The organism is Leucobacter sp. CX169, assembly GCF_017161405.1.
Lineage (GTDB): Bacteria > Actinomycetota > Actinomycetes > Actinomycetales > Microbacteriaceae > Cx-87.
The window spans coordinates 848,751-861,477 of the sequence record NZ_CP071051.1 but is presented as its reverse complement, the minus strand read 5'-3'; the positions used below and the strand labels follow the sequence as shown (position 1 = coordinate 861,477).

Annotated in this window: 12 protein-coding genes; 10 read left to right on the top strand and 2 right to left on the bottom strand. The window is 68.2% G+C overall.

Annotation, left to right across the window (positions count from 1 at the left end):
- The first annotated feature begins 17 nt into the window (after nt 1–17).
- The 3 genes from ppgK (at nt 18) to JW030_RS03800 (ending at nt 3,075) form a co-directional block, all read left to right on the top strand.
- Complete coding sequence (gene ppgK / locus JW030_RS03810; protein ID WP_188044636.1) at nt 18–824, top strand: polyphosphate--glucose phosphotransferase; 807 nt, start codon at nt 18–20, stop codon at nt 822–824.
- Nucleotides 825–885: 61 nt separating this feature from the next.
- Nucleotides 886–2,094 carry an MFS transporter gene (locus tag JW030_RS03805; RefSeq protein ID WP_188044637.1) on the top strand — a complete coding sequence of 403 codons (1,209 nt, stop codon included), beginning with the start codon at nt 886–888 and terminating at the stop codon, nt 2,092–2,094.
- Between the two features lie 93 nt (nt 2,095–2,187).
- Nucleotides 2,188–3,075 (top strand): DUF4349 domain-containing protein, encoded by an 888-nt coding sequence (locus JW030_RS03800; RefSeq protein ID WP_188044638.1) that lies wholly within the window; start codon nt 2,188–2,190, stop codon nt 3,073–3,075.
- A 75-nt stretch (nt 3,076–3,150) separates the two neighbouring features.
- Here the strand turns inward: JW030_RS03800 and JW030_RS03795 are convergent, their stop codons facing one another.
- Together JW030_RS03795 and JW030_RS03790 are read right to left on the bottom strand one after the other, a co-directional pair.
- The gene (locus JW030_RS03795) at nt 3,151–4,506 is read right to left on the bottom strand and encodes an HNH endonuclease signature motif containing protein (protein WP_188044639.1); all 1,356 of its coding nucleotides are present in this window, start codon (nt 4,504–4,506) and stop codon (nt 3,151–3,153) included.
- A gap of 256 nt (nt 4,507–4,762) precedes the next feature.
- Nucleotides 4,763–5,344 carry a helix-turn-helix transcriptional regulator gene (locus JW030_RS03790; RefSeq protein ID WP_188044640.1) on the bottom strand — a complete coding sequence of 194 codons (582 nt, stop codon included), beginning with the start codon at nt 5,342–5,344 and terminating at the stop codon, nt 4,763–4,765.
- Between the two features lie 141 nt (nt 5,345–5,485).
- On the opposite strand from JW030_RS03790, the gene speB reads away from it, so the two are divergent.
- From speB to JW030_RS03755, 7 genes are all read left to right on the top strand, one after another.
- Nucleotides 5,486–6,433: an agmatinase gene (gene speB / locus JW030_RS03785; protein WP_188044641.1), complete on the top strand. Its 948-nt coding sequence runs from the start codon at nt 5,486–5,488 to the stop codon at nt 6,431–6,433.
- A gap of 82 nt (nt 6,434–6,515) precedes the next feature.
- Nucleotides 6,516–6,920 carry a nuclear transport factor 2 family protein gene (locus JW030_RS03780; protein ID WP_188044642.1) on the top strand — a complete coding sequence of 135 codons (405 nt, stop codon included), beginning with the start codon at nt 6,516–6,518 and terminating at the stop codon, nt 6,918–6,920.
- Nucleotides 6,917–8,326, top strand: a complete 1,410-nt coding sequence (locus JW030_RS03775; RefSeq protein ID WP_188044643.1) for a cytosine permease — start codon at nt 6,917–6,919, stop codon at nt 8,324–8,326. Before JW030_RS03780 ends, JW030_RS03775 begins: the two co-directional genes overlap by 4 nt.
- Nucleotides 8,327–8,330: 4 nt before the next feature.
- Nucleotides 8,331–8,972, top strand: coding sequence for a cyclase family protein (locus JW030_RS03770; protein ID WP_188044644.1), 642 nt, complete (start codon nt 8,331–8,333; stop codon nt 8,970–8,972).
- A gap of 140 nt (nt 8,973–9,112) precedes the next feature.
- Entirely contained in the window at nt 9,113–10,468 is a 1,356-nt protein-coding gene (locus JW030_RS03765; protein WP_188044645.1) for an NAD-dependent succinate-semialdehyde dehydrogenase, read from the top strand.
- Between the two features lie 84 nt (nt 10,469–10,552).
- Nucleotides 10,553–11,542 carry an ABC transporter ATP-binding protein gene (locus tag JW030_RS03760; RefSeq protein WP_241095543.1) on the top strand — a complete coding sequence of 330 codons (990 nt, stop codon included), beginning with the start codon at nt 10,553–10,555 and terminating at the stop codon, nt 11,540–11,542.
- Nucleotides 11,539–12,699 (top strand): ABC transporter permease, encoded by a 1,161-nt coding sequence (locus JW030_RS03755; protein ID WP_188044646.1) that lies wholly within the window; start codon nt 11,539–11,541, stop codon nt 12,697–12,699. Before JW030_RS03760 ends, JW030_RS03755 begins: the two co-directional genes overlap by 4 nt.
- Nucleotides 12,700–12,727 lie beyond the last annotated feature (28 nt).

Here is a 12,727-nt window from a genome sequence, read left to right as displayed (position 1 = left end):
GCGAGTACGCTGGACGCATGAACGCAACGTCGCCTGCATCGTCCTCTGCACCGCACCTGAGCACGGCGGTCATCGGCATCGACGTCGGGGGCACCGGGGTGAAGGGCGCAGGAATCAATCCCGCTACCGGCGCACTTCTCACCGGGCGGCACAAGGTGGCAACGCCCGAGGGCGGCCGGCCCAACGACGTCATCGCGGTCGTCGCGGACATGGTCACTGACATTCGCGCCGAGCTCTCCAGCCGCGGCATCCCCGTCGCCCCAGAGGTCGGGATCTGCGTGCCCTCGGTGGTGCGCCACGGCGTCACTCTGACCGCGGGGAACATCGACCCCTCCTGGGTGGGCCTCGACGCCCTTCCCCTGCTCGAGGCCGCGATCGGCGCCCCGTGCACGCTTGTCAACGATGCCGACGCCGCGGCGGTCGCGGAGGCGCGGCTCGGCGCCGCGCAGGGCATCGCCGGCGTCACGCTCGTGCTCACGCTCGGTACCGGGCTCGGCTCGGGCATGCTGCTCGACGGCGCCCTCGTCCCCAACACCGAGCTCGGGCATCTCGAGTTCGACGGGCACGCGCCGGTGGAGCGCTTCATCTCCCCCAAGATCATCGAGCGCGACGGGCTCCCGCTCGCGGAGTGGGCAGCGCGCCTCGCACGGGTGCTCGCCCACATCGAGCGCCTGTTCACGCCCGAGCTCATCGTGCTCGGCGGCAGCATCTCCAAGTCGGCCGACGACTACCTCCCGCTGGAGGGCGTGCAGGCCACCGTGGTCCCCGCCCAGTTGCGCAACAACGCGGGAATGGTGGGGGCCGCACTGCTCACGCAGCACTAGGTGCCGCCAGACTCGCCGGGATCGCTGTACCGGCTGGACTGTTGGGCACTAGTATTTCGACGTGGGAATCTATCGTGAACTGGCCAAGAGCCCGGGAGTCTTCCGAATCATTGCGGCCCAGCTCACGGCCCGATTCCCGTTTGGCATGCTCTCGATCGCCATGCTGCTGCACATTGAGCTCACCTACGGCAACTACACCGCCGCCGGCATCGTGCTCGCCGCGGAGAGCATCGGCCAGGCCATCTCAGGGCCCGTCACCAGCCGCCTGATGGGGCGCTGGGGCATGCGCCCCGTGCTCGGCGTGACCTCCCTCGTCTGCTCGGCCATGATCGCGATCATCGCGCTCATGCACATGCCGATCTGGGCGATTGCGATCATCGCGTTCTTCCTCGGCATCACAACGCCGCCGGTCACCCCCGCCGTCCGCACGATCTATCCGAAGATGGTGCCCTCGCGCCAGCTCTCGGCGCTGTTCAGCCTCGACGCCTCGGCGCAGGAGATCATCTGGATCATCGGCCCGGTCGTCGCCGTCTTCGTCTCGACGCAGATCAGCACGACGGTCGGCCTGCTGGTCGCGATGTCATTCATGCTGCTCGGCGGCTTCTGGTTCATCGCCTCCCCCGAGGTCGGCCGCGTGCGCATCCCGCTCTCGCGCCGCCGCCTCGGCGCCGTGCTCAGCCGCCCCACCGTCATCGTCGCGACGATCGTTGGCTTCCTGTTCGTCGCGTCGTTCGCGGCGGTTGAGGCAGGCATCGTCTCCGTGTTCGGACACGAGGGCATCGATTCCGGGATCGTACTGGCCATCTTCTCTGCCGGATCGATCGTCGGCGGTCTGCTCATCGGCGGCCGGCAGATCACCCCCTGGTCGCTGTTCTGGCGCATCCTGATTGTCGCCGGCGGCACGCTCCTGTGCCTCTTCAGCCTCGATATGTGGTGGCTGTCGCTGGTGCTGTTCTTCGCCGGCTTCGGCGTCGCCCCCTCGCTCGCCGCCATCTTCACGATCGTCAGCTCGACCGTGAAATTCTCCGAGACCGCGGAGGCCTTTGGCTGGGTCGGCACGGGGCAGCTCATCGGCGTCGCCCTCGGCTCAGCATTCGCCGGCTTCGCGATCGACCGCTTCGGGCCGATGGGCGCGATCTCCGCCTCCGCCGCGTTCCTCGTGCTGGCCGCCATCGCGGCGGCCATCAGCAGCCGGTGGATCCCTGACATGCGCGGCCGCGACGCCGCCCCGATTCCCGACACCGCGCCGATCACCCTGCCGCAGGTCTAGCCCGTCTGCGCAACCTGAGCGCCGCGGGATCGTCACCGCATCGTTGCCGAGAGCTCCTCCCGCGGCCCTGACCGGCCGCTCTACAGTGATGCTATGACTCGTCTCAGGATGACCCACCGCACCGCGTCCCGCGCTCGACTGGCGAGCGTTGGCCTTGTCGCCGCGCTTGCCCTGATGCTCGCCGGCTGTGCATTCGGCGGCCCCAGCGGCGGCCCCACCGGAGGGAGCGCAGAATCAATGCCGCAGACCGAGGCGCTGCAGGACCTGGCGGCGTCGCCCGAGCTCGCGACGGTCGATGGAAAGTCGGCCGCCACCGGGGAATCAATCATCCGCACGAGCGATGTGGTGATCGAGGTGTCAGACCCGCAGGCCGCGGCTGATGACGTCGTTGCCGCGCTGAAGCCGCTCGACGGCCGCGTCGAGTTCAGTTCGGTCGGGGCGGCCGGCGAGTGGGGCCCGGCCAGCGCCAGCCTCACCGTGCGCGTGCCCTCGGATCGCCTGGAGGACGCGATCACCGCGATCTCGGGCGTCGGGAAGGTGGTCTCGACGAGCCGATCCACGAGCGACGTGACGCTGCAGCGCCAGGACCTGTCGGCCCGCGTCGCGGCGCTTACCGTCTCGACCGAACGCCTGCGCGCGCTGATGGCCGAGGCGAGCAACACCGCCGACCTCATCGCCGCGGAGAGCGCGCTCACCGCACGCCAGGCCGAGCTCGACGGGCTGACCAGCCAGCTCGACTACCTCGACAATCAGGTCGACGAGGCCACCATCTCCGTGACCCTCAATGCTCCGGGTACCGCACCCGTCAGCGGACCCGAGAACTTCTGGGAGGCGATCCTGCTGGGCATCAGCTCGCTCGGGGCAGCCATCGTCGGCCTGGGGCTCGCCCTCGGCGTGGCATTGCCCTGGATCATTGCGATCGCGCTCATCGTCGGCATCGTGGTCACGATTGTGCGTGCTGCGCGCAGGCCCAAGGCGTAATCTGACTGGCGCGGGGACGCTTCGATCATTGACCGGTGAACCTCGCCCAGCTGGGACCGGAAGCACCTGAGCCGTTTACGCCGCCATCCTCGTGACGCCGGGTGTGTTACGCAGCGTGCGGTCTGGCCGGTCGAGGTATTCCGCGCCGGTCGGGCTGGTCCAGACGAACTCCCCGCCCGCTTCTTGTCTCACCCGCCACTGGATCTGGTGCGCGAGATCCGGATGCTTCAGCAGATGGTGTGTGGGACACAGATGTCCGAGGTTCGCGAGTTCGGTCGGGCCGCCGGCTGCCCACTCGATCGTGTGGTCGATCTCGCATGATCTGGTGGGGACGGCGCAGCCCGGGAACCGGCAATGCTGGTCGCGTGCTCGCAAGACGCGCTTCATTGCCTCCGTGGGGTGTCTGCGTTCGGTCGAGAGCACTTCGCCGTCGGCGTTGACGGTGACCGAGTCCCAACCGGGCGCCACCGCCGCAAACTGGCGGGCTGTGATGGAGTCGATGGGGCCGTATCCCTCGAGGGTGGCGGTGCCGCCGACGGGGATCGTGATCGAGATGTTCGCCTGAATGCCAGTCGCGAATTGGCGGGTCATGGTGGCATTTCCCGAGTCGGCAGGTCCCGAGGCACCGGCGGCTTGTTGGGCGCTATCGGGAATGCCTGTCAGCAGCAACTCCGCGAACACGTCAGCCCGGTACGTCCCGATGCTGCGTTCCCGTCCAACAGCCCGGCCCACGGGCTCGGACTCGTCCGATGCCGCCGGCATGGCCTTGGCCCTGGCGGCTTCTTCGCGCACCACTTCCCGCTGGACTGCCGTGGCGATGCGCTGCACCCGGTCGTAGATCCCGTACGCGAGGGCCGCAGGCAAGACCGCGCCGAGTTCGGCCATGCCATCGGGAAGTTCGCTCACCCAGATGCAGCGCTGCGCTGCCGCGATCGCATGCATCTCGTCGGGTGTGCGCGGCTGGAGCTCGAGCGCGATCAGCTTCGCCTGTACCCGCAGCCGCCCTGCGGAGGTGTGTGCCGCGATTTCGAGGCAGCGCGCCTCGTACTCTGCGCGCAGCCGGTGATCGACCCCGGACCCCTCGGACACGATGACCTTCGCGTGTTGCATCGTGATCTTGACGGACTCGACCGCAGCGATCGTCGCGGGGTAGGCGTAGACGAGCGTGTGTGCCTCGGCCATGCGACTCAGTACGGATCGTTCGCTGACTCCCATCGCGGCGGAACACTCTGCCGCACGCGAGCGGAGCGTGAGGAGAATTTCTTCGTCCGAGCGGGAGTGCACGAGTACGTCTTCGTGTAGCTCGGCAAGCGCCCGTACTTCCTTGGCACCCGCGAGGGCAGAGCGTTGGGCCGTGGCGATCACGTTGTCGCGCAGCTTCCCGGTGCGAAGCAACTTCCGCGGCCCGAGATCAAACGGTTCGAACCGCACTCGCGACAATTTCTGTCGGGGCTTAGCCTCCGAGGCCGCGCCATGAGCTGTGCCATGGGGCGCGCGCTCGAGGCCGCGCTCGCCATCTCGGGGTGTGTGTTTCATGGCTGCAGCACACCATTGACGTCCGACATTCGATCCCCGAAATCAGTCAGCTGTTGGACCCCCGAGAAATCTTTTCGGAAGCATACAAGCGAACCCGAAAACTGTTGATGAGGACTCTACAAAGAAAGAGGCCGTCGGCAGCTGCGAAGCCTCAGGCCGCGCCGCTCCAGGCCGCCGGGATCAGCGTCCAGACCACCTCGGCGGGCTCGGCCCCCGTGCGCCAATTGTGGGGAGTGCGACCCGGGAAGGTCAGGGTATCCCCCGCGTGCAGCGCCTCGTCGCGGTCAGCGAACTGCAAGGTCACCGCGCCCGTGATGACGTGCAGCACTTCGACGTCGCAGTTGATCGAATAGAGCGCGTCACCGCCGGTCGCGTGCGCCGACATTCGTGACCGAATCACCTGCACCCGCGATTCCTCGCGCGCGGTGATCAGCCACTCGTCGACGCCTCGTCCGCCCATGTTGATGCGGGGGGCGTCATCGAGCGCGATCCGGTTGATCTCGGGAGTTTCGAACAGTGACCCGATGGGCAGCGACAGCGCCTGACACAACTGCACGAGCGTCGACACGCTCGGCGAGGTCTCGTTGCGCTCGACCCGGCTCAGAAACCCCTTAGTGACGCCGATGGCAAGCGCGAGCTGCTCGAGTGTCAGGCCCTGCGCGGCCCGAGTGGCACGCAATTTCGCACCGATTGGGGCGATCTGTACCTCTGCGCTGGGGTGCACGGGTCGCATGGGCTCTCCTGTCTGACGCCGGTGTTGCATCGCTCACAGTATCAGCGCAGTTGACCAAACCCAGACGGAGGCCTAGAGTTGCCACGTTCACCCTGACGATTCACTTGTTGCCTATTGGGCAACCAGAGAGGAATGTGCACCATGAGCACGCATGAGCCACAGGGTCCCGCTGACGCGAGCCTGACGCCGCGCTACGCAGGGATCGCCACCTTCGCCAAGCTGCCCCGTATCGAGGATGTTCCCGAGGCCCGCGTCGCGGTCGTCGGCATTCCGTTCGACACTGGCGTGAGCTACCGCCCCGGCGCACGGTTCGGCCCGTCCCACGTGCGCGAGGCCTCGCGCCTGCTGCGCCCCTACAACCCGGCGCAGGACATCGCCCCCTTCACGGTCCAGCAGGTCGTGGACGCCGGCGACATCGTCGCGAACCCCTTCAACCTCGAAGAGGCCGTCAACCAGATCGACGCCGCGGCCACCGAGCTCGGCGAGCGCGTCGAAAAGATCGTCACGGTCGGCGGCGACCACACGATCGCGCTGCCGCTGCTGCGCGCCATCAACAAGAAGCACGGCCCGGTCGCCGTGCTGCACTTCGACGCGCACCTCGACACCTGGGACACCTACTTCGGCGCCCCCATGACGCACGGCACCCCGTTCCGCCGGGCCTCGGAAGAGGGCCTGATCGACCTCACCGCCAGCATGCACGCGGGCACCCGCGGCCCCCTGTACGGCAAGGGCGACCTCGAGGACGACGCGCGCCTCGGCTTCACCATCGTCACGACCGAGTATGTCGAGGAGAACGGCGTTCCCGCCGCCCTCGAGCGCATCCGCGCCCGCGTCGGCGACAAGCCGCTGTACATCTCGATCGACATCGACGTGCTCGACCCCGCACACGCGCCCGGCACCGGCACCCCCGAAGCCGGCGGCCTCACGAGCCGCGAGCTGCTGCGCATCATCCGCGGCCTCTCGGACCTGAACATCGTCGGCGCAGACGTCGTCGAGGTGGCCCCCGCTTACGACCACGCCCAGATCACGGCCGTCGCGGCAAGCCACGTCGTCTACGAACTGATCAGCGCGATGGGCCACTCGGCCTAGCCACCCGCTCGAGGGGGCGGCACCCACCGCCCCCTCCGCACCTCTTCATCACCACGCTCGAAAGAGTCCAACGGAGCACTCCATGCACACCCCCTCAGAAGCCCAGGTCCTCGCGGCCGCCGACGCGATCGTTGCCGCCTTCGCCGCCACCGATACCGACGCGTACTTCGCCGGCTTCGCCCCCGACGCCACGTTCATCTTCCACCCCGAGGCCGCACGCCTCGCCTCGCGCGCCGAGTACGAGGCACTCTGGGCCGGCTGGGTCGCCAGCGGCTGGAGCGTTACTTCCTGCACTTCCAACGACCGCCTCGTCCAGGCATTCCCCGGTGGCGCCGTCTTCAGCCACACGGTCGCCACGGCCGTGAACACCCCCGCGGGCGACGATTCCTACGTCGAGCGCGAGAGCATCATTTTCCGCACGGAGGGTGACAGCCTGATCGCCATCCACGAGCACCTGTCCACGACTCCGGAGGCCGCACTCTCATGACCAGCACCAAGACCATGGCCGTCACCCTCGACGGCCACGACGACTCGGCCGGCCCCGTCCGTGGCACCCAGTCGCTCCTGAAGATCGGGCTCATCTGGCTCGCCGCGAACCTCGTCGTCACGACGCTGCTCACCGGCACCCTCTTTGTGCCGAGCGTGTCGTTCGGCACCGCACTCACCATGATTATCGTCGGCACCATCGGCGGCGCCGTCGTGCTCGTATTGATCGGCAACATCGGCACGCGCACGGGCCTTCCCACCATGGCTATCACCCGTGGCTCGTTCGGCATCAGGGGCAGCCTGCTGCCGGCCGCGGCCAACCTCATTACGCTGATGGGCTGGAGCTGGGTGCAGGCGATGCTCGCCGGCGTCACCGTCAATGCGCTCGTGTATCAGGCGACCGGGTTCTCGAACCCCGTGCTGTTCTCGGCGCTCTGCCAGGGCATCGTCGTGGTGCTCGCCATCTTCGGCCACACCGGCATCTCGCGCATCGAGCCGTGGCTCGGCCTCGCGATCCTGGTCGTCATGGGCTTTGTGTTCGCCGCGGCCTTTGGTGCGTTTAGCCCGAGCGAGTTCGCCGCGATTCCGGTGGACACCGAGCTCGGCGGAAGCGGCATCAGCACGCTTGACATCGTGATCTCCACCGCAATCTCGTGGACCGTTCTCTCGGCCGACATGAATCGCCACGCGCGCAGCAGCAAGGCCGGAATCATCGGCTCAGGCATCGGCTACACGCTCTCGACCATCATCGCGATGACCCTCGGCCTGGTGGCGTTCAGCACCGTGATCCTGAAGGGTGGCGACGCAGTCGCGTTCGACCCCACGGTCATCGTCGCCGAGTTTGGCTGGCCGCTCGGGCTCGCCATCTTCCTTTCAGTGATGGCGACGAACACGATGGTCGTCTTCGGCATGGTGACCTCGGCCGTCAATGCGCAGTCGAAGTGGCACCTGAAGTTCCTACCGACCGCAATCGTGCTGGGCATCATCTCGATCATCGGCTCGACCTGGCTCGCATTGCTCGGCCAGTTCACCGACTTCCTCGTCATGATTGGCGCCTTCTTCGTGCCGGTGTTCGCGATCATGATCGTCGACTACTACCTCCTCAAGAAGCGCGGCTACTCGCGCCAGATCCTGACCGAGACCTCGGCCAGCCGCTACTGGTACCAGGGCGGCGTGAACTGGGTCGCGATTGCCGTCTGGGTGATCGGGGCCGGGCTGTCCTACCAGCTCACCTATGTCACGCCCAGCCCCCTCGGCGCGACCATCCCCGCCTTCGTGGTGAGCTTCCTGCTCTACCTGGTGCTCATGGTGGGCCTCGGCCGCACGAAGATCCCGGGACTGCGCGACCCACGCGACCAGGCGCCCGCCGGGCACCTGCTCGACGCCCCGGCCGACTCGGCGGAGTAGTCACGTGCGCGCCGTCGATCTCTCCCTCCTTGTCCGCTCGGGCATGCAGGTCTACCCGGGTGACCCGGAAGTCGAAATCGACGGCGCGCTTACCGTCGCGCGCGACGGCGTCGCGGTGGCCCGGTTGGGGCTGAACTCCCACACCGGCACCCACCTCGACGCCCCCGCGCACACCATCGTCGGCGGTCGCACGGTCGAAGAGATCCCGCTCGAGTGGCTGGACGGCGACGCGCTCGTGTTGCGAGCGATCGACCCACAGCCTCACACCGCTATCGACGCGGGCGGCATCGCGGGCGGGCTGCCCGAGCGGCTCCCCGGCATCGTGTTCGTCGCCACCGGCTGGGACCGGCACGCGGGTACGCCCGAGGCGCTCGTCCACCCGCACCTCTCCCCCGAACTCGCCGCGTTAATCGTCGCCCGCGGCGCCCGGGTCGTCGGCATCGACGCGTTCAGCCCCGACCCGACGGGCGATCCAGGATCCGACTTCCCGGCGCACGCCGCGATCCTGGGAGCGGACGGCGTGATCGTCGAGAACCTCACGGGTCTGGACCGCGTGCCCGATCGGGTACGCGTGAGCCTCCTGCCGCTGCGCGTCGAGCGCGGCGACGGCTCCCCCATTCGCGCCGTCGCCTGGCTCGATACCTAGGCCCCGTGCAGCGGGAGCACCGGCCCGAAACGCGGGCGCTGAGCCCCGGCTGGAAAACCGTCTCGCCGGTATAGTTAATGGGAGTGGGGTGTGCCAAACTGGCATCGTCCCAAGACAGAGAAGTTTACAAGGAGTGATCCATGGGTAAGTACGCCGTCATCAATCCGGCAACCGGCGAGACCGTCACGGAGTATCCCGACGCTACCGCTGCAGACATCGAGCAGGCGCTCGCCTCCGCCCAGAGCACGTACCGCGAGTGGTCACGCAACACCACCGTCGCAGAGCGCGCAGCGCTCGCGCAGAAGTTCGCTGATCTGATGGTCGAGCGCAAGGACGAGCTCGGCGCCATCATCAACCGTGAGATGGGCAAGCCCCTCGACCAGGCAATCGGCGAGGCTGAGTTCTCGGGTGCGATCGCCGAGGCGTTCGCGAAGAACGCCGAGAAGTGGCTCGCCGACGAGGAGCTCGAGGTCGAGGACGGCCTGCGCACCTTCATCCGCAAGCAGGGCATCGGCGTCATCCTCGGCATCATGCCGTGGAACTACCCCTACTACCAGGTCGCACGCTTCGCGGTGCCGAACCTGATCCTCGGCAACACGGTGGTCCTCAAGCACGCCGAGCAGTGCCCCGAGTCGGCCGCGGCCCTCGAGTCGCTGTTCCTCGAGGCGGGCTTCCCCAAGGGCGCGTACGTCAACGTGTACGCCACCCACGACCAGATCTCGACGATGATCGCGGACGACCGCGTGCAGGGCGTCTCGCTCACCGGTTCCGAGCGTGCCGGCGCGATCATCGGCGAGCAGGCCGGCCGCAACCTCAAGAAGGCCGTGCTTGAGCTCGGTGGCTCGGACGTCTTCCTCGTCCTCGACACCGACAACATCGACTTCGCCGTCGAGCACGCCGTCGGCGGCCGCATGGAGAACACGGGCCAGGCCTGCAACGGCTCCAAGCGCATCGTCGTCCTCGACAAGTACTACGACGAGTTCGCGGCGAAGTTCCAGGCGGCCATCGCTGGCCAGTCGCTCGAGAACGGCGACTTCGGTCCCATGTCCTCGGACAAGGCGACCGAGGGCCTCACCGCCCAGGTGCAGAGCGCGCTCGACCAGGGCGCGACCGTCCTCGCAGGCAACAACACGCCCGAGGGCAACGTCTACACGCCGACCATCATCACGGACATCACGCCGTCGATGGACGTCTACAGCCAGGAGCTCTTCGGTCCCGTCGCGCAGCTGTACAAGGTATCGAGCGACGAAGAGGCGATTGACCTCGCCAACTCCTCGCCCTACGGCCTCGGTTCCGTCGTGATCTGCGACGATCGCGAGCGCGCAGAGCGTATCGGCAACCAGCTCGACGTCGGCATGGTCTTCATCGGCGCCGCCGGCCTCGAGGGCGCTGACGTGCCCTTCGGTGGCGTCAAGAAGTCGGGCTACGGCCGCGAGCTCGGCAAGGGTGGCATGGAGGAGTTCGCGAACAAGAAGCTCTTCCGCTTCGCTTCCTAGGCTCTCGCCCTCACTGACGTGAGACGGCGCCCGATCCCCTCGTGGGGTCGGGCGCCGTTTGCGTATGCCCCGTAGGCTGACCGCATGATGGCAGAGACGGAATATGCGATCCAGGTCACCGGGGTCTCGCGGGCGTTCGGCAAGGTGCAGGCGGTGCAGGACGCAAGCCTGAGCGTGCCGCCGGGCGGCGTCACCGCGCTCATCGGCCCGAACGGCAGCGGCAAGACGACCCTCATGCTGATGCTCGCGACGCTCTTGCAGCCAGACTCCGGTTCCATCAGGATCGGCGGGCACGACGCACTCGGGGACACCCGTCTCGCCCGCGCGGCGCTCGGCTGGATGCCCGACACGCTCGGCGTCTGGGAGACCCTGACCGTGCGCGAGGCCCTGCAGGCGGTCGCGGCAATGTACGGCCTGCGCGGCCCGGCCGCGACCTCACGCGTGACGACCCTGCTCGCGGCGACCGGGCTCGACCGCCTCGCGAGCCAGCGCACGCAGGTGCTCTCGCGCGGCCAGAAGCAGCGCCTGAGCCTTGCCCGCGCGCTCGTGCACGAGCCCCGGGTGTTGCTGCTCGACGAGCCTGCCTCGGGCCTCGACCCCGAAGCCCGCGTCGCCCAACGCCAGGCCCTCTCCGAGCTCGCCGCGTCCGGCGTCGCCGTCCTCATCACCAGCCACGTGCTCGATGAGCTCGAGCAGCTGGCCACCGAGGTCGTCTTCCTGCGCGACGGGACGACCGAGACCCCACAGGCGGTGAGCGCGGCGCTGCGCCCAGCAACCGCCTGGCGGATCCGCGGGATCGATCCTGAGCGATTGGGGATCGCCCTCACCGCGCTCGGGGTCAGCGGCACCACGACCGTCGGCCTCGGCGGTGAGCGCAGCACGATCGTCGAGGCGGCCGACGAGGCGGCGGCGGCCGACCTGCTCGCCCGGCTCGCGGCCGTCGGCGCACAGGTCATCGAGTTCGGCCCGGCCTCTGGCCGGCTTGAGCAGGCATTCGTCAGGCTGCAAGACCCGGGTTGGCGAGACGGGCAACGCGATGCACAACGAAGCGACGAGCACGGGGGCGCACGATGACTGAGACGATGGTTGGCCCCGGGATCCTGCGGGGAACCGCGCTGATCGCGAGACTGGAGCTCACGCAGCGGCTGCGCTCGCGCACCCTCCTGGTGCTCGCGATCGTCTGGTTCGCGGTCATCGGTGCCGTCACGCTGCTCGCCTGGGCGGGGATCGCGACGAGCGCGGCGGCGTACGGCGGCGAGGCCGACGCGTTCCCGCTCTTCTCCTTGATCGTCTACTTCGTGCTGCTGTTTGGCACGCTCGTCGCGCCCGCGATCTCGGCGAACGCCATTAACTCCGAACGCGCCGGGGCGACCCTCGCCACCACGCAAGTGACGCTCGTGCACTCGTGGTCGATCGTGCTCGGCAAGGTGCTCGCCGCCTGGGCAACGGGGATCGCCTTCCTCGTCGTCGCCCTGCCGTTCGTGCTGTTCAGCCTGGCGCTCGGGAAATGGCAGTTCAGCACGCTCGTGCTCGCGACCCTCGCCCTCGCGCTCCAGATCGGCGTCTTCACGGCCATCGGTGTCGGGCTCTCCGCGCTGATCACCTCACCGCTGTTCTCGATCGTCGTCGGGTACCTCGTCGTCGCCGCCTTCTCGGTGGGCACGCTCATCGCGTTTGTGTTGGGCCTGTCCATCGGCACGAGTTACCACGATGTCGAGACGCGTCAACCAACGAGCGAGTACTGGGACGAGCTGCTCGCGTGTCAGAACGAAGCCGGCGACGACAGCGACGACTACGACGCCTGCGCCGAGACGGTGCCGCTTCAGTGTGAGACAGAAACGTATCCGGTGCCGGTTGTCCCGAGCGACAAGCTCTGGTGGTTGCTGGCCGCAAACCCGTACGTCGTTGTCGCCGATTCGGTGCCCGCTCACCTCGACGAGTGGGGCGGGCCGGCCGACCTGTTTGGAATCATTTCAGTCGGCGTGCGCTCGCTCCAGTTGAGCGACCCGGCCGATGCCGCCGCGTTCCGCGACCACTGCACCCCCGGCGGGATAGGCGGGCCGTACGGCCCACTCGGCGAGGACACGACCGACCCGCTCGCGGGCACCGTCCCGGTCTGGTGGATCGGCCTCGGCATCGAGCTGCTGCTCGCGGGCGCGTTGCTCGTCGCGGGCGAGCGCCGGGTGCGCACCCCAGCGAGAACGCTCACGCGCGGGACGCGGATCGCGTAGCCCGGACGCACGCCGCCAGACGCAGTGT

Excerpts from the sequence above, each read along its gene's own strand:
- JW030_RS03790 (WP_188044640.1), bottom strand. The coding sequence starts at position 5,344 with ATGCGACCCGTGCACCCCAGCGCAGAGGTACAGATCGCCCCAATCGGT.
- JW030_RS03775 (WP_188044643.1), top strand. The coding sequence starts at position 6,917 with ATGACCAGCACCAAGACCATGGCCGTCACCCTCGACGGCCACGACGAC.
- speB (WP_188044641.1), top strand. The coding sequence starts at position 5,486 with ATGAGCACGCATGAGCCACAGGGTCCCGCTGACGCGAGCCTGACGCCG.
- JW030_RS03780 (WP_188044642.1), top strand. The coding sequence starts at position 6,516 with ATGCACACCCCCTCAGAAGCCCAGGTCCTCGCGGCCGCCGACGCGATC.
- JW030_RS03755 (WP_188044646.1), top strand. The coding sequence starts at position 11,539 with ATGACTGAGACGATGGTTGGCCCCGGGATCCTGCGGGGAACCGCGCTG.
- ppgK (WP_188044636.1), top strand. The coding sequence starts at position 18 with ATGAACGCAACGTCGCCTGCATCGTCCTCTGCACCGCACCTGAGCACG.
- JW030_RS03800 (WP_188044638.1), top strand. The coding sequence starts at position 2,188 with ATGACTCGTCTCAGGATGACCCACCGCACCGCGTCCCGCGCTCGACTG.
- JW030_RS03765 (WP_188044645.1), top strand. The coding sequence starts at position 9,113 with ATGGGTAAGTACGCCGTCATCAATCCGGCAACCGGCGAGACCGTCACG.
- JW030_RS03760 (WP_241095543.1), top strand. The coding sequence starts at position 10,553 with ATGATGGCAGAGACGGAATATGCGATCCAGGTCACCGGGGTCTCGCGG.